At 76.1% G+C, this 14,958-nt stretch carries 13 protein-coding genes; 5 read left to right on the forward strand and 8 right to left on the reverse strand.

All coding sequences use genetic code 11. The features are described from left to right. From ACI8AF_RS20740 to ACI8AF_RS20750, 3 genes are read right to left on the reverse strand one after another with little or no spacing between them, the layout of a single operon-like run. Window positions 1-738 (reverse strand): TetR/AcrR family transcriptional regulator, encoded by a 738-nt coding sequence (locus ACI8AF_RS20740; protein ID WP_456541645.1) that lies wholly within the window; start codon window positions 736-738, stop codon window positions 1-3. Then, complete coding sequence (locus tag ACI8AF_RS20745; protein WP_456541646.1) at window positions 654-1,451, reverse strand: ABC transporter permease; 798 nt, start codon at window positions 1,449-1,451, stop codon at window positions 654-656. Before ACI8AF_RS20745 ends, ACI8AF_RS20740 begins: the two co-directional genes overlap by 85 nt. Next, the gene (locus ACI8AF_RS20750) at window positions 1,448-2,251 is read right to left on the reverse strand and encodes an ABC transporter ATP-binding protein (protein WP_456541647.1); all 804 of its coding nucleotides are present in this window, start codon (window positions 2,249-2,251) and stop codon (window positions 1,448-1,450) included. The genes ACI8AF_RS20745 and ACI8AF_RS20750 overlap by 4 nt, the downstream gene beginning before the upstream one ends. Before the next feature lie 114 nt (window positions 2,252-2,365). Here ACI8AF_RS20750 and ACI8AF_RS20755 point away from each other — a divergent pair, with 114 nt between their 5' ends. Further along, window positions 2,366-3,166 carry a TrmH family RNA methyltransferase gene (locus ACI8AF_RS20755; protein ID WP_456541648.1) on the forward strand — a complete coding sequence of 267 codons (801 nt, stop codon included), beginning with the start codon at window positions 2,366-2,368 and terminating at the stop codon, window positions 3,164-3,166. 97 nt (window positions 3,167-3,263) lie between these two features. Here the strand turns inward: ACI8AF_RS20755 and ACI8AF_RS20760 are convergent, their stop codons facing one another. After that, window positions 3,264-4,217, reverse strand: a complete 954-nt coding sequence (locus ACI8AF_RS20760; protein WP_456541649.1) for a helix-turn-helix domain-containing protein — start codon at window positions 4,215-4,217, stop codon at window positions 3,264-3,266. 190 nt (window positions 4,218-4,407) lie between these two features. Between ACI8AF_RS20760 and ACI8AF_RS20765 the strand changes: the two genes are divergently transcribed. Continuing rightward, entirely contained in the window at window positions 4,408-5,235 is an 828-nt protein-coding gene (locus ACI8AF_RS20765; RefSeq protein WP_456541650.1) for an alpha/beta hydrolase, read from the forward strand. Further along, window positions 5,232-6,041, forward strand: coding sequence for an MBL fold metallo-hydrolase (locus tag ACI8AF_RS20770; protein ID WP_456541651.1), 810 nt, complete (start codon window positions 5,232-5,234; stop codon window positions 6,039-6,041). The genes ACI8AF_RS20765 and ACI8AF_RS20770 overlap by 4 nt, the downstream gene beginning before the upstream one ends. On the opposite strand, the gene ACI8AF_RS20775 is transcribed toward ACI8AF_RS20770, so the two are convergent. From ACI8AF_RS20775 to sepH, 4 genes are all read right to left on the reverse strand, one after another. Further along, window positions 6,038-6,511, reverse strand: a complete 474-nt coding sequence (locus ACI8AF_RS20775) for a general stress protein (protein WP_456541652.1) — start codon at window positions 6,509-6,511, stop codon at window positions 6,038-6,040. The two genes, ACI8AF_RS20770 and ACI8AF_RS20775, sit on opposite strands and share 4 nt — an antisense overlap. Before the next feature lie 59 nt (window positions 6,512-6,570). Next, entirely contained in the window at window positions 6,571-8,385 is a 1,815-nt protein-coding gene (locus tag ACI8AF_RS20780) for an ABC transporter ATP-binding protein (protein ID WP_456541653.1), read from the reverse strand. After that, on the reverse strand, window positions 8,382-10,166 hold the full coding sequence (locus ACI8AF_RS20785) for an ABC transporter ATP-binding protein (protein ID WP_456541654.1): 1,785 nt from the start codon (window positions 10,164-10,166) through the stop codon (window positions 8,382-8,384). Before ACI8AF_RS20785 ends, ACI8AF_RS20780 begins: the two co-directional genes overlap by 4 nt. Before the next feature lie 144 nt (window positions 10,167-10,310). Further along, complete coding sequence (gene sepH, locus ACI8AF_RS20790; protein ID WP_456541655.1) at window positions 10,311-11,210, reverse strand: septation protein SepH; 900 nt, start codon at window positions 11,208-11,210, stop codon at window positions 10,311-10,313. A gap of 266 nt (window positions 11,211-11,476) precedes the next feature. Here sepH and ACI8AF_RS20795 point away from each other — a divergent pair, with 266 nt between their 5' ends. Together ACI8AF_RS20795 and ACI8AF_RS20800 are read left to right on the forward strand one after the other, a co-directional pair. Next, on the forward strand, window positions 11,477-13,366 hold the full coding sequence (locus tag ACI8AF_RS20795) for a prolyl oligopeptidase family serine peptidase (protein ID WP_456541656.1): 1,890 nt from the start codon (window positions 11,477-11,479) through the stop codon (window positions 13,364-13,366). Continuing rightward, complete coding sequence (locus ACI8AF_RS20800; RefSeq protein ID WP_456541657.1) at window positions 13,363-14,829, forward strand: circularly permuted type 2 ATP-grasp protein; 1,467 nt, start codon at window positions 13,363-13,365, stop codon at window positions 14,827-14,829. The genes ACI8AF_RS20795 and ACI8AF_RS20800 overlap by 4 nt, the downstream gene beginning before the upstream one ends. The last annotated feature ends 129 nt before the right edge of the window (window positions 14,830-14,958 follow it).

Genomic DNA, 14,958 nt, shown 5'->3' on the forward strand with positions numbered 1-14,958 from the left:
TTAGGGGGCTTCGGGCGCAGAAGGCCCCTGACCCACCCCCGGGAGGACGACGTCGCCGGTCAGGTAGCGCTGCAGCGTGGGCGCGTAGGCCTCGACCAGGGAGTCCCGCGACGCCGACGCGATCGGCTCGAGCTTGAGCACGTACCGGGTCATGACCAGGCCGACCAGCTGCGACCCCACCAGGGCGCCGCGGGCGTCGCGCTCGGCGGGGGAGTAGCCCAGCGTGCCGACGACGCGGCGCAGCACCCGGGCGACGAGGAACTCCCGCAGCAGCCGGGCGGTCCACTCGCTGCCCACGGCCGACCGGACCAGGGCCAGCCCGCCGGCGCGGGCGGGGCCGTCCCAGACCCGGAGGAACATCGTGAGGAGGTTGCGGCCCAGCTCCTCGCGGCCGCCGGCGAGCACCTCGGGGATCAGCTCGTCGGGATCGGCCGGCGCCTCGACCGCGGCGAGGAAGAGCTTGTCCTTGCCGCCGAAGTAGTGGTGGACCAGGGCGGGGTCCACGCCCGCGACGGCGGCGATGCCGCGGATCGTGGCGCCGTCGAAGCCCTTCTCCGCGAACAGCGCGCGGGCGGCGGCCAGGACCGCCTCCCGCGTGCCGGAGTTGCCCGGGCGCCGGCCGGTGGGCCGGAGCGGGCGGCGCTGCGGTGCGCTCAGCTGGTCCTCCTCCGCAGGGTGGCCGCCGCGAGGGCCAGCGCGACGAGCGCGGCCCCGGCGACGATCAGGACGTCCCGCCACATCGTGCCGGTCTCCGTCGCCGAGCGTCCCACCTCCTGCAGGGCCTCGACCGCGTAGGTGAGCGGGAGGACGTCGCTGATCGCCTGCAGCCACCCGGCCATCTGCGCGCGCGGGACGAGCAGGCCGCAGAGGAAGAACTGCGGGAGGACGACGATCGGCATGAACTGCACCGCCTGGAACTCGCTGCGCGCGAAGGCGCTGGCCAGCAGTCCGAGCGCGACGCCGAGCACCGCGTCGACGACGGCGATGAGCCCCACCAGCCACAGCGAGCCGGCGACGTCGAGGTCGTACAGCGTGGTGGCGACGGTGACCGTGACCGCCGCCTGCAGGGCCGCCACCAGGCCGAACGCCGCGCCGTAGCCCAGCAGCAGGTCGAGCCGGGCGAGCGGGGTGGTGAGCAGCCGCTCGAGCGTGCCGCTGGTGCGCTCGCGCAGCATCGCGATGCTGGTGACCAGGAACATCACGACGAACGGGAAGATCCCGAGCATCGTCAGGCCGACCCGGTCGAAGATCCCCGGCTGCCCCGGCAGCGCCGGCACGTCCTTCCACAGCAGGTAGAGCAGGCCGAGCAGCAGGCTGGGCAGCACCAGCAGCATCGCGATGGTGCGGTGGTCGTGCCGCAGCTGGCGCAGCACGCGGGCGGCGGTGACGCCGGTCAGCCGCGGGGAGAACGGCGCCGGGCGGACCTCGGAGCGGGTCAGGGTGGTGCTCACGCCCGGCTCTCCTGTCCGCTCCCGCGGGGCGCTCCGCTCCGCGCTCGTTCCTCGCTGCGATGCTCGCGCCCCTGTCCGCTCACACCCACCTCCAGGCGGTCGCGCACGAGGGTCAGGAAGGCCTCTTCGAGGTCGTCGGTGCCGGACTCGGCGCGCAGCCGGGCCGGCGTGGCGTCGGCGAGCAGCTCGCCGTCGCGCAGCAGCAGCAGCCGGTCGCAGCGGCCGGCCTCGTCCATGACGTGGCTCGAGACGACCAGCGTCGTCCCGACCGCGGCGAGGGCGTGGAACTGGTCCCACAGCTCGACCCGCAGCACGGGGTCGAGCCCCACCGTGGGCTCGTCGAGCACCAGCAGTTCGGGGGCGGCGACGAGCGCGCAGGCCAGCGAGGCGCGGCCCGTCTGGCCGCCGGAGAGGTCGCGGACGAGCTGGCCGGCCGCGTCGGTCAGCCCGACGTCGCGGACGGCCGCGTCGGCCTCGCGGGCGCCCATGCCGTAGAGGGCGGCGAAGTAGCGGACGTTCTCCCGCACCGTGAGGTCGGGGTACACGCTCGGCGACTGGGTGACGTAGCCGACGCGGGTGCGCAGCCCGGCCGAGCCGGCCGCCTCGCCGAGGACGGTCACCTCGCCGGAGCGGATGCGCTGCACGCCGACGACGGCGCGCATGAGGGTCGTCTTGCCGCTGCCGCTCGGGCCGAGCAGCCCCGTCACCTGCCCGGTGGGGACGGCGAACGAGAGCCCCTTCAGCACGGGGCGGCCCCCGCGGTCGACGACGAGGTCGGTGACGGTGACGGCGCTGTCCATGGACGCCTCCGGCAGAATTCAACGGCTGATGAACTCAACGCTAGATGAGTTTCTCCGCGGGCGTCAACGGAGTCCTTGGTCCCTGCCGCCAGGGCGTGCCGGAGGATCGGCGGCGTGCCGACGCCGATCACCGACCCCGCCGACCCGCGGGTCGCCGACTTCCGCGACCTGGTCGCCGGCGACCGCCGGCCCGGCACGCAGCGGGGGACCGGGCCGGTCATCGTCGAGGGCGTGCCGGCGGTGCAGCGGCTGCTCGCCTCGCCCTACCGCGTGCGGGCGGTGTTCGGTGTGGCCGGCCGCGTGGCCGAGCTCGGCCTGCCCGACGACGTGCCCGCCTACGAGGCGGACAAGTGGCTGCTCAGCGACGTCGTCGGCTTCCGGCTGACCCGCGGCGTGCTGGCCTCGGCCGACCGTCGTCCCCCGGCCGACCTGGGCGCGCTGCTGGCGGGGCCGGACCCGGCGGCGCCGCGCCGGCTGGCCGTGCTCGAGGCGCTCAACGACGCCGAGAACCTGGGCTCGATCGCCCGGTCGGCGGTCGCGCTGGGCATCGACGGGCTGCTGCTCGACCCGCGCTGCGCCGACCCGCTCTACCGCCGTTCCGTGCGGGTGTCGATGGGCCACGTGCTCGCGCTGCCCTTCGCCGTGCTGCCCGACTGGCCGGCCGGGCTGGAGCGGCTGCACGACGCCGGCTACCTGACCGTCGCGCTCACCCCGGCGGCGGACGCCGTCGACCTGACCGCGCTCGACCCGCGCGAGCACCCGCGCACGGCGGTGCTGCTCGGCGCGGAGGGTCCGGGCCTCACCGCGGAGGCCCAGCGGGCGGCGCGGGTCCGGGCGCGGATCCCCATGCGGCACGGCGTCGACTCCCTCGGGGTGGCCGCCGCGGCCGCGGTCGCCTTCGACCGGCTGCGCTGAGGTGCTCGCCGGACGCCGGGAGTGCAATCCGTGCACGCCGCTCCGGCGGGTCCGCGCGTGTCCCGTGCACGGAGTGCCCTCTCGGCCGGAGGACCGCTTAGTCCTCCGTCGCCATCCGCTGCCACTCGCGCGGGGTGACGCCGTAGGCCCGCCGGAACCGCCGGGTGAAGTGGCTGGGGTCGCTGAACCCGCAGGCCCGCGCCGTGGCGGCGATCGTCCGGTGCAGCCCCGCCGGTGAGACCAGCGCCGTCCGCGCCGCCTCCAGCCGCTGGTCGATGATCCACTGCTCGAGGCTGAGCCCGGCCTCGGCCCAGGTGCGGTAGAGCCGGCGGACCGACACGTTGTGCGCGCCTGCGATCGCCTCGACGGTGAGGCCCGGGTCGTGCAGCCGCTGCCGGACGTAGGCCCGCACGCGGGCCAGCAGCGAGTCGTGGCGGACCGCGGCCAGCCGCCGGCCGTCGCCGGCGGCCGAGACGATCAGCGCCCGCACCAGCTCCACCGTCGCGGTCCCCAGGGCGGCCGCGCCGGGGTCGGCGGAGAGGCGGTCGGCCGCGGCGGCCACCTCCTCGAGGTGGCGGCGGACGAGGTCGTGCAGCGGGCTGGCGCGCAGCCGCGGCGCCGCGGCCCGGACGACGTCCTCGGGCAGGCCCAGCACCTCGCCGGGGACGAGGAAGACCCGCGCACCGCCGCCGATCGCGCAGCCGAAGGAGTACGGCGAGGCCATGTCGACGAGCATCAGGTCGTCGTCGCGGACCAGCTGCTCGTGCCCGTGCTGCGCGAACTCGCCGTGCCCCCGCGCCTGGAAGGACAGGCCTACGACCGGTGCGCCGTCCATGCGCACGTGCCGGGCCGAGCGGACGAGGCGGAAGCGCGTCGCGTCGGTGGCCAGCAGCGCGGAGGCGCCGTACTGCCACAGCTGCATCCGGATGCGCATCTCGTCCTGCGGGTCGCGGTGCTCGACCCGGCAGGCGGAGGCCAGCTCCTGCATCGCCCCGGCGAACGCGTCGGCGCGGTCGCGCCGCGGGACGTCGGAGGTGTCGAGCAGCAGCATCAGCGGTCCCTCACCGGCCGTCCCCGTGGCGCGGCCGAGCCTGTCAGCGCCGTCCGGCCGGGCGGAAGGTCCAGGTCGGGACGGCGCGCGGGTCGTGCACGGAGGGACCAGAGGCGTGCACGCACAGGCCATCGGCGGCCGGAGCCCGCTGCCAGGCTGCCGCGCATCCGCCGCCGAGAGGAGCGCAGCCGTGACCGCCCCCGACACGATCGTCCTGATCCACGGGTTCTGGGTGACCCCCCGCAGCTGGGAGGACTGGAAGACCCACTACGAGAGCCGCGGCTTCCGCGTGCTCACCCCCACCTACCCGGGCTTCGAGGTCGAGGTGGAGGCGCTCAACGCCGACCCCACCCCGATCGCGGAGGTCACGCTGCCGCAGATCGTCGAGCACATGGAGGGCGTCATCGGCGCCCTGGAGAAGCCGCCCGTCCTGATCGGGCACTCGGCCGGCGGCACCATCACCCAGCTGCTGCTCGACCACGGGCACGGCGCCGTCGGGGTGGTGCTCAACTCGGCACCGACCGAGGGGGTGAAGGTGACGCCGCTGTCGCAGATCCGCTCGACCTGGGCGGTGCTGAAGAACCCGGCCAACCGGCACCGCGCCGTCGGGCTCACCGAGGAGCAGTGGCACTACGCCTTCTGCAACACCTGGGACGAGGAGGGCTCCCGCCGGCTGTACGAGCGCTACCACATCCCGGCCTCGGGCCGGATCCTGTGGAACTCGGTGCTGGCCAACCTCATGCCGGGCCCGCAGGACGCCCACGTCGACTACGGCAACGACGCGCGGCCGCCGCTGCTGTTCGTCTCCGGCGGCGAGGACCACATCATGCCGCCGTCGGTGCAGCGGTCGAACGCGAAGCACTACCACGGCAGCACGGTCACCGAGGTCCGCGAGTACCCGGGCTACGCGCACCTGCTGCCGGCCCAGGAGGGCTGGCAGACGATCGCCGACGAGGTGCTCGAGTGGGCGCTCGCGCACGCGACCGCGACGCGGCCGCAGGTGGCCGGGGCGTCGTGACCCGGACCCGGGTGGGTCTGAGCCTGACCCACGTCGGCGGGCCGACCCTGCTCGTCGAGTACGGCGGCTGGCGGCTGCTGACCGACCCGACCTTCGACCGGCCGGGACGGCGGTACTCGTTCGGCTGGGGCAGCAGCTCCCGCAAGGTGACCGGGCCGGCGCTGCCGCCGGAGGAGCTGCTGCCCGTCGACGCGGTGCTGCTCACCCACGACCACCACGCCGACAACCTCGACGACGCCGGCCGCGCGCTGCTGCCGTCGGTCCCGGTCGTCGTCACCACGGCGCCGGGGGCCGTGCGGCTCGGCGGCGGGGCGCGCGGCCTGCGCCCGTGGGCGTCGACGACGCTGGAGGTCGAGGGGCGGCCCCCGCTGGAGGTGACGGCCACCCCGGCGAGGCACGGCCCACCGCTGTCCCGCCCCGTCGTGGGGGACGTCGTCGGCTTCGCGCTGCGGCTCGACGACGGGAACGGCGACGACGGCGTGCTGTGGATCTCCGGCGACACCGTGCTGTTCGACGGCCTGCGCCAGGTCGCCGACCGGCTGCGGGTCGACACCGCCGTGGTCCACCTGGGCCGGGTGCGCTTCCCGGTCACCGGGCCGCTGCGGTACTCGATGACCGGCCGGGAGGCGGTCGAGGTCTGCCGGCTCACGGGGGCGCGCACCGTCGTCCCGGTGCACTACGAGGGGTGGAGCCACTTCACGCAGGGGCGGGACGGCGTCGACCGCGACCTCGCCGGCGCCCCTGCGGAGGTCCGCTCCCGGTTCCGCTGGCTGCCGATCGGGGAGCGGACCGAACTCGACCTCTAGTTCCGCAGGGAGAAGCGGGCCAGCATGGCGCGCGCCTCCTCGGCGTGCGCCGGGTTGCACATGACGTCGTAGCGGCCGGCCACGATCTGGCTGGTGCTGGTGAAGTCGCGCCGTCCCCGCGTGGCCGCGTACCCCATGGCGCCGAACGCGGCGCCGAAGGCCAGGCCGATGAGCAGGCCGCCGATCACCGAGCCGATCCACTGGGTGCCGTCGGAGGCGAAGATCCCCAGCAGCAGACCGACGAACAGACCCCACCAGGCACCGCCGGCGGCACCGGCGGTGATCGCGCGGCCCCACGACAGCCGGCCGGTCACCCGCTCGACCATGCGCAGGTCGGAGCCGATGATCGTGACGTTCTCGACGGCGAACTTCTCGTCGGAGAGGTAGTCGACCGCGGCCTGCGCCTGCTCGTAGCTGTCGTAGGACCCGACCTGGACGCCGCCCAGCGGCATCGACACCGACGCTGACATGCCCGCTCCAACTCCCTCGCTCCGGACGGCGTTCCCGCCTACCCGTCAGTGTGGCCCTCTCACACCAGGCTGTCGGCCCAGGCGCGGTGCAGGTCGGCGAACCGGCCCACGCCCTCCACCAGCTCGGCGGGGGAGCCGTCCTCGACGATCCGCCCGCCCTCCATGACCAGCACGCGGTCGGCGATCTCCACCGTCGACAGGCGGTGGGCGATGATCAGCGCCGTCCGGTCGGCCAGCAGGGTGCGCAGCGCGTGCTGGACCAGCCGCTCGCTCGGCACGTCGAGGGAGCTGGTCGCCTCGTCGAGGATGAGCAGCGCCGGGTCGGCGAGGAAGGCGCGGGCGAAGCCGACCAGCTGCCGCTGCCCGGCCGACAGCCGCCCGCCGCGCTTGCTCACGTCGGTGTCGTAGCCCTCGGGCAGCGCCGCGATGAACGCGTGCGCGCCGATCGCCCGCGCGGCGGCCTCGATCTCGGCCTGCGTCGCCCCCGGCCGGCCGAACGCGATGTTGTCCCGCACCGACCCGGAGAACAGGAAGCTCTCCTGGGTCACCATCACCACGGCGCGGCGCAGGTCGGCGTCGGAGAGCCGGCGCAGCGGGACGCCGTCCAGCCGCACCTCGCCCTCGACCGGGTCGTAGAACCGCGCGGCCAGCCGGGCCAGCGTCGACTTGCCCGCGCCGGTGGCGCCGACCAGCGCGACCGTCTGGCCGGCGGGGACGCGCAGGTCCAGGCGCGGCAGCACGGACCGCTCCGTGTAGCCGAACGCGACGCCGTCCAGCACCAGCTCGCCGTGCGGTTCGGCCAGCGCGACCGGGGCCGCCGGCTCCGGGACGGTCGGTTCCTCCTCGAGCACCCCGCTGAGCTTCTCCAGCGCCGCGGTCGCCGACTGGTAGGCGTTGTAGAACATCGCGACGTCCTGCAGCGGGTCGAAGAACCGGCGCAGGTAGAGCAGGAAGCTCACCAGCGTGCCGACGGCGAGGTCGCCGTCGAGCACCCGGAAGGAGCCGTAGCCCAGGACGGCGACGGTGACCAGGTTGCCGATCAGCGTCACCGCGGGCACGAAGACGGCCAGCAGCCAGAACGCGCGGTCCAGCCCCAGCCGGTTGTCCTCGTTGAGCTGCGCGTGCAGCCGGTCGTTGCGCGGCTCCCGGCGGAACGCCTGGACCGCGCGGATGCCGCCGAACGTCTCGGTGAACTGGACGATCAGCGCGGCGATCGTCTCGCGGGTGCGCCGGTAGGCCGCCGTCGAGTGCCGCTGGAACCAGCGCACCACCCAGTAGAGCGGCACGAAGCCGAGCAGCACGACCAGGCCGAGCGGCGGGTCGAGGACGACCAGGACGACGCCGATGGCGACCAGGCTGAAGATCGCCGACAGCAGGTTGTCCAGGCCCTCGTCGAGCAGCTCCTCCAGCGCCTCGACGTCGCTGGTGAGCCGGCTGATCGTCCGGCCCGAGGTGTAGCGCTCGTGGAACGCCAGCGGCAGCCGCTGCACGTGCCGGAACACCCGCCGGCGCAGCTCGAGCAGCACCGACTGGCCGACCCGGCCGGACCAGGTGATGAACAAGAACCGCAGGGCGGCGTCGAGCACCGCCGCGGCCACCATGGCGCCCGCGATGAGCGCCAGCGGCCACGGATCCCCCTCGACCAGCGCCGGGACGGCGACGTCGATGCCGACGCCGATGAGGAACGGCCCGGCCAGCCAGGCGAGGTTCTGCGCGGTGATGGTGACCAGCAGGCCCCACAGCGACCGCCGGTGCGGGCGCGCCAGCTCGCCGAGCAGCCGCCGCGAGCGGGCGCGCAGGAAGACGCCGGCGTCGGCGGTCAGGTCGTCGCGGTCCTCGGCGGCGACGCCCCGCCAGTCCTGGGCGGCGCTCACGGCAGGGCCTCGGCCAGCTCGCTGTCCTGGGCCAGCAGGTCGCGGTAGGCGGGCACCTCGGCCAGCAGCTCGGAGTGGGTGCCGACGGCGGCGATCCGCCCGTCCTGCAGCAGCGCCACCCGGTCGGCGAGCAGCACCGTCGAGGCGCGGTGGGCGACGACGAGCGCCGTCGTCCCCCCGAGGACCTCGCGCAGCGCCGCCTCGACCAGCGCCTCGGTGTGCACGTCGAGGGCCGACAGCGGGTCGTCCAGCACCAGCACCGACGGCCGGCCGAGCACCGCCCGGGCCAGGGCCAGCCGCTGCCGCTGGCCGCCGGAGAGCGACAGCCCCTGCTCGCCGATCCGCGTGTGGAGCCCCCACGGCAGGTCGTGCACGAAGCCCGCCTGGGCCACGCGCAGCGCCTCCTCGACGTCGTCGTCCCCGGCGTCCGGGCGGCCGAGGGTGAGGTTCTCGCGGACGCTCATCGAGAACAGCGTGGCGTCCTCGAACGCGGTGGCCACGACGCTGCGCAACTGGTCGAGCGGCAGGTCGCGGACGTCGACGCCGTCCACCGTGACGCGGCCGGCGGTGACGTCGTACAGCCGGGGGACCAGCGCGGTGAGCGTCGTCTTGCCCGACCCGGTGGCCCCGACCAGCGCGACGGTCCCGCCCGGCGCGAGGTCGAGGTCGACGCCGTCCAGGACCGGCTCGCGGGAGCCCGGGTAGGTGAACCCGACGCCCTCGAACCGCAGGCGGGCCGGGGTGCCGACGGCGGCCGGCCGCACGCCGGGCCGGTCGGCGATCCCGAACGGCTCGGCGAGCAGCTCGCCGACCCGGTCGCACGCGCTGGCCGCCTCCTGCGCCTGCGCGAAGAGGAAGCCCAGCGACAGGATGGGCCACAGCAGCACGGTGAACAGCGCGACGAAGCCGACCAGGCCGCCGACGGTCATCGCGCCGCCGCTGACCGCGAACGCCCCGCCGACCAGGATCAGCGCGAGGGTCACCTGCGGGTGGAACTCGAAGACGCACCACAGCAGCGCGAGGGTGCGCACCTTGCCCAGCTGGCGCCGGCACAGCTCCCGCGCCTTGGTGTCGTACCTGTCGAACACCAGCCCGCTGCGGCCCAGCGACTTCACGACGCGGATGCCCTGGACGGCCTCCTCGACGTCGGTGGCCAGCTCGCCCTGCTGGTCCTGCACCGCCCGCGACTGCACGTTGTACCGCTTCTCCCAGCGCAGCCCGACCAGCGTGAGCGGGACGGTGGTGAGCAGCACGGCGAGGCCCAGCGGCCAGTAGGAGAGCAGCAGCAGGACCAGGACGACGGCGCAGGTGATCAGGTTGACGGCGAGGAAGACCGCGCCGAAGCCGACGAAGCGCCGGATGGTGGTCATGTCGCTGGTCGCGCGGGAGAGCAGCTGACCCGACGCCCACCGGTCGTGGAAGGCGACGGGCAGCCGCTGCAGCCGCTCGTAGAGGGCCTGCCGCAGGTCGCGCTCGATCTGCAGGCAGCTCTTGCCCATCGCCCAGCGGCGGAGGAAGAACAACGCCGCCTCGGCGACGCCGAAGACCAGCGCCAGGGTCAGCAGCGGCCACAGGCCCGCGCGGTCGCCCCGGGCGAGCGGCCCGTCGACGACGGCCTCGGTGACCAGCGGGACGGTCAGCTGCGCCAGCGTGGCCAGCAGCGCGGCGGTGAAGGTGAGCGCGACCAGGCCGCGGTAGGGCCGGGTGTAGGGCAGCAGCAGGCGCAGCGCGGAGATCCGCCCCCGCTCGGGTGCGCGACCGGGCGGGGAGGTCTCAGGCATGGCCACCTGAGGCTAGGCGCCGGTCATTTCCCTGGCGAACGAGTTTCGAGGCGGCGCCACACCCCCTGCCGAGATCGCGCGATCTCGCCGCTTCGGGGCCGCTGAGGGGGCGAGATCACGGGATCTCGGCGAGGTGGGTCGGCGTCAGCGGTGGCGGCGGACGCCGAAGACGATGTCCTCCCACGCCGGGATGCGGGCGCGGGGGTCCTCGGGCTCCTCGCCGGTGCGGCCCAGGACGACGGTGTCGTGCTCGGCGAGCTCGGGGTTCTCGGCGAACGGGTCGACGTCCTCGGGGGTGCCGGCGGGCGGGGCGACGTCGCGGACGTGCTCCTCCTCGTCGGGCTCGGGCTCGGGCTCGGCCTCGGCGACGGGTTCGTCGTCGTCCTCGGCCACGACGGCGACCGGGCGGACGGTGGGCACGGGGCCCGAGCCGCCGGGCACGTGCGGGACGACGCGGACCAGGCGGGTGCCCTCGGCGAAGTCCATCGTCGCGGCGTCGAGCGGGGTGACCGTGCGGGCCGGGATGTCGTAGCTCCACAGCGTCGTGCCCGACTTGCCGCCGGCCCGCCAGCCGGCGGTGACGACCCAGCCGCCGTCGTCGGCGCGGTAGGCGTCCCAGCGGACGGCGTCCGGGTCGCCGCCGATGAGCCGCAGCCGGCCGGTCATGAACGGGTCCAGCGAGGTGTTCGTCGTCCCCTCGGAGAGGCGCACGCGGCAGTCACGGGCCTGCTCGGCCACCCGCGCTCGCTCCTGCAGCACCGGGTGGGCGAAGCGCATGATCCGCTCGACCCGCGTGCCGGAGGCCTCGGCCACCTGCTCGGGGGTCTCGCCGGCGCGGATGCGGGCCTGGATCACCCGCGGCGGCAGGGTGTTGCCGAGGTCCTCGATCGCGCCGAGGCGGGCGTCGCCGCGGGCGGCGGCCCGCACGCGCTCGTCGATGGGCAGCTCGAAGCGCTCGGGCTCGTCGGAGCCGTCGCCGGCCTCCGCGGTGAGGATGAGGCTGCGGCCGTCGTCGGAGAGCGCCACGACGCGCAGTCTGCGCATGACGACCTCCTGTGGGGTGCGGCGGTACGGCCCCGGAGAGAGACCTGGGGTCCGAGGCTATCCGCGCGGAGGGAACCCGGCCGGGAAGGCACGCCCGGAGCGCCGCACGTGTCATCTGCCGGAAACGTGCGCGGGGGACAGTGAGGCCGCTGGGACGACGGGAGGTGCGCGACGCCCGGGGTGAGCCGCTTCACCCGTCCGACGTGGAATCCTGCCGCTCGCCCGCCCGCTTGCCGCGGGCGGGAACTCCGAGCCGAGGAGGTGCGATGGCCAGCCCCCTGACCGAACCGCGGACGACCACCGCGCCTGTTGTGGGCGGGACCCCTGCCGCGGTCCTGCCCACCGACGTCCGCCTCGCCGTCACCGAGATCGCCGGCACCGCCGGCGCCTGGTGCCCCGCCCTGTCGCCGGAGGGCGACCGCGTCGCCTACGTCAGCGACCGCTCGGGCCTGCCGCGGCTGGAGGTGGCGCACCTCGACCAGGGGACCCCGCCGGCCGTGCTGTCCGGGCCGGCCGAGGAGGTCGTCTCGGTCGCCTGGTCGCCGGACGGCGGGTGGCTCGCCTACCTGGTCAGCCCCGGCGGCTCCATCTGCGCCGAGCTGCACGTGGTGCGCCCCGACGGCACCGGCCACCGCGTCGTGGCCGGCGCCGACCCGTTCGCCACCGTCTTCGCCGGCGGCTGGACCCGGCCCGGCCACTACGTCTGCTCGATCGCCCCCGGGGACGGGCCGGACGCCGACGTCGTCCTCGTCGACGCGGCGACCGGCGCGCACCGCACGCTGGCCCGCGGCGGCTTCCTCGCCGTCACCTCCGTCTCCGCCGACGAGCGCTGGGTGCTCGCCCGCCGGGGCCCGCGCGGCTACCGGCACGTCGTCCTGGTCGACGTGGCCACCGGCGAGCAGCGCCGGGTGCTGCCCCTCGACGCCCCCGGGGGCATCGCCTCGGAGGACGGTCGGTTCCGCCCCGACGGCCGCTCGGTGCTCGTCCGCGCGTCGCTGCCCGGGGTGCCGGGGGAGGACCGCGCCGGTCTCGTGGTCGTCCCGCTGTCCGCGGACGGCGTCCCGGGCGAGGGTCGGGTGCTCCTGCGCCGTCCCGACGCCGACCTCGACGGGTACGCCGTCCGCGCCGACGGCACGGTGCTCGCCTCGTGGACCCGCGACGGGGTCACGCAGCTGCGCATCCACGACCTGGCCGACGGCTCGCTCGTCCGCGAGGTCCCCCTGCCCGAGCCGGTGATGCCCGGGTGGTCGCTGTCCGGCGACGGCGAGCTCCTGCTGGCCGAGCTGACCGGCCCGCGCGCCCCGCGGGCCCTGTGGACGATCCCGCTCTCGGGCGCCGCGGCCCCGCGGCCGCTGCCCTCGGCGCCGCCGCGGCCCAACCCCGACCTGCTCGTCGAGCCGGTGCTGCACCGGTACCACGCCGCCGACGGCCTCGAGCTCTCCGGCTGGCTCTACGTGCCGCGCGGGGTCACCGGCGCCAACCGGACGGTCGTCAGCTTCCACGGCGGGCCCGAGGGACAGGAGCGGCCGGGCTGGTCGCCGGTCGCGCAGTCGCTGGTCGCCGCCGGGCTCACCGTCTTCGCGCCGAACGTCCGCGGCTCCGGCGGGTTCGGGCGGGCGTTCGCGTGCGCCGACGACGGGCCGGCCCGCGAGGCCTCCTTCGACGACGTCCGCGCCACCGTCGAGGCCCTGGTCACCGCGGGCATCGCCGCGCCCGGCCGGATCGGCGCGCACGGCTGGTCCTACGGCGGCTACCTCACCCTGGTGGCGCTGACCCGCTGGCCCGACCTGTTCGCCGCCGGCGCCACCCTCGCCGGCATGAGCGACCTGCGCAGCTTCTTCGCCGGCACCGAGCCGTGGATGGCCGCCGCGTCGGTGACGGAGTACGGCGACCCGGTCGCCGACCGCGACATGCTCGCCGCGATCTCGCCGATGACGCACCTGGACCGGATCACCTCGCCGGTGCTGCTGTGCCACGGCGACCGCGACACCAACGTGCCGGTGGCGGAGTCGGTGCAGGCGCACCAGGCCCTGCAGGCCCGCGGCGGGCCCAGCGAGCTGCTGCTCCTGCCGGGCGAGGGTCACACCATCGTGGGGCGGGACCACCTCGTGGAGCTGAGCGAACGGGTCGCGGCCTGGTTCGATGCGCACTTGTGAGTCCTCTTCGCGGCTACGCCTCGCCCGCGGGTGACGAGACGGTCGACCCGGACGGCGGCCTGCGCCCGGGCTACGCCGCGCTCGGCCCGGTGCTCGACCGGCTCGGCACGCCGGGGCTGGTCCGCGCCGCGACCGCGCTGGCCGTCGAGCGGGAGGCCCGCGGCGTCGTCGTCGCCGGGTGGGCCGACGGGCGGCAGACGGTGGCGCCGGTGGCCGGCGACCCGGTGCCGCGGCTGGTCGACGCCGCCTCCTGGGCGCGGCTGGCCGCGGGGGTCGAGCAGCGGCACCGGGCGCTCAACGCCTTCCTCGCCGACGGCTACCGCGCGGCGGGCCGGCGGCGCAGCGACCCCGACCGCGAGCCGGAGGTCGTCCGCGCGGGCGTGCTGCCCGGCTGGGCGGTCGCGCACAGCCCGGGCCGCGACCCCGACGCGGTGGGGCTGGCCTGGGCCGGTCAGCCGCGCGCCACGGTGGCCGGTACCGACGTGCTGCGCACCGAGGACGGCCGCTGGGTGGTGCGGGCGGACAACCTGCGGGTCCCCACCGGGCTGGGCTACGCGCTGGCCGAGCGCGACGCCGTCCGCGCGGCGGCGCCGGAGCTGCTCCCCGGCGGGCTGGCCGACCCGCGCGACGCCGTCCCGGTGCTGCGCCGGGCCCTGGCGGACGCCGCGCCGCCGGCCTGCGCGCGGACGCCGCGGATCGCCGTCCTCACCGTGGGGGAGACCGACCCGGCCTGGTTCGAGCACCGGCTGCTCGCCGACGCGCTCGGCGCCCCGCTGGTGCGCGCCGGCGACCTGTGGCCGCGGGCCGACGGCGGGGTGGAGGTGGCGCTCGACGGCGACCGGCGGCCGGTCGACGTGCTGTACCGGCGCTTCGACGACGCCGAGCTGCCGGCGCACCGCACGCCCGGCGGCGCCCAGCTCGGGGCGCTGCTCGCCGAGGGCGTGCGCACCGGCACGCTCGCGCTGGCCAACGTGCCGGGCAACGGGCTGGCCGACGACCCGGCGACCTTCGCCGCCGTGCCGCAGCTGATCCGCTTCTACCTGGGGGAGGAGCCGCTGCTCGAGTCGGTGCGCACGTGGGTGCTGGCCGACGGCGGGCAGTGGGCCGAGGTGCGCGACCGGCTGCACGAGCTGGTGGTCACGCCGGTCGACCCCTTCGGCGGCGGCCGGCCGGTGGTCGGGCCGGAGTGCACGGCCGCCGAGCTGGCCCAGCTGCACGCCGAGGTCGCGGCCGCGCCGCACCGGTTCGTCGCCGCCGAGCCCGTGGAGCTCTCCACGGTGCCCACGCTGAGCGACGGCGCCCTGGTGCCGCGGCGGGTCGACCTGCGGGTGTTCTCGGTGGCCGGGAGGGCGGGCGTGCAGGTGCTGCCCGCCCCGCTCACGCGGGTCGCGCCGTCGGAGACCTCGCGGGTGACCGACCTGTCCCGCGGCGCCGGCACCAAGGACACCTGGCTGCTGCCCTGAACGTGGGGGGGGGGGGGGGGGGGGGGGGGGGGGGGGGGGGGGGGGGGGGGGGGGGGGGGGGGGGGGGGGGGGGGGGGGGGGGGGGGGGGGGGGGGGGGGGGGGGGGGGGGGGGGGGGGGGGGGGGGGGG

Source organism: Blastococcus sp. SYSU D00669, from assembly GCF_054050715.1.

Coding starts and splice junctions, on each gene's coding strand:
- ACI8AF_RS20750 (WP_456541647.1), bottom strand. CDS start 2,251: ATGGACAGCGCCGTCACCGTCACCGACCTCGTCGTCGACCGCGGGGGC.
- ACI8AF_RS20760 (WP_456541649.1), bottom strand. CDS start 4,217: ATGCTGCTGCTCGACACCTCCGACGTCCCGCGGCGCGACCGCGCCGAC.
- ACI8AF_RS20775 (WP_456541652.1), bottom strand. CDS start 6,511: ATGTCAGCGTCGGTGTCGATGCCGCTGGGCGGCGTCCAGGTCGGGTCC.
- ACI8AF_RS20785 (WP_456541654.1), bottom strand. CDS start 10,166: ATGCCTGAGACCTCCCCGCCCGGTCGCGCACCCGAGCGGGGGCGGATC.
- sepH (WP_456541655.1), bottom strand. CDS start 11,210: ATGCGCAGACTGCGCGTCGTGGCGCTCTCCGACGACGGCCGCAGCCTC.
- ACI8AF_RS20795 (WP_456541656.1), top strand. CDS start 11,477: ATGGCCAGCCCCCTGACCGAACCGCGGACGACCACCGCGCCTGTTGTG.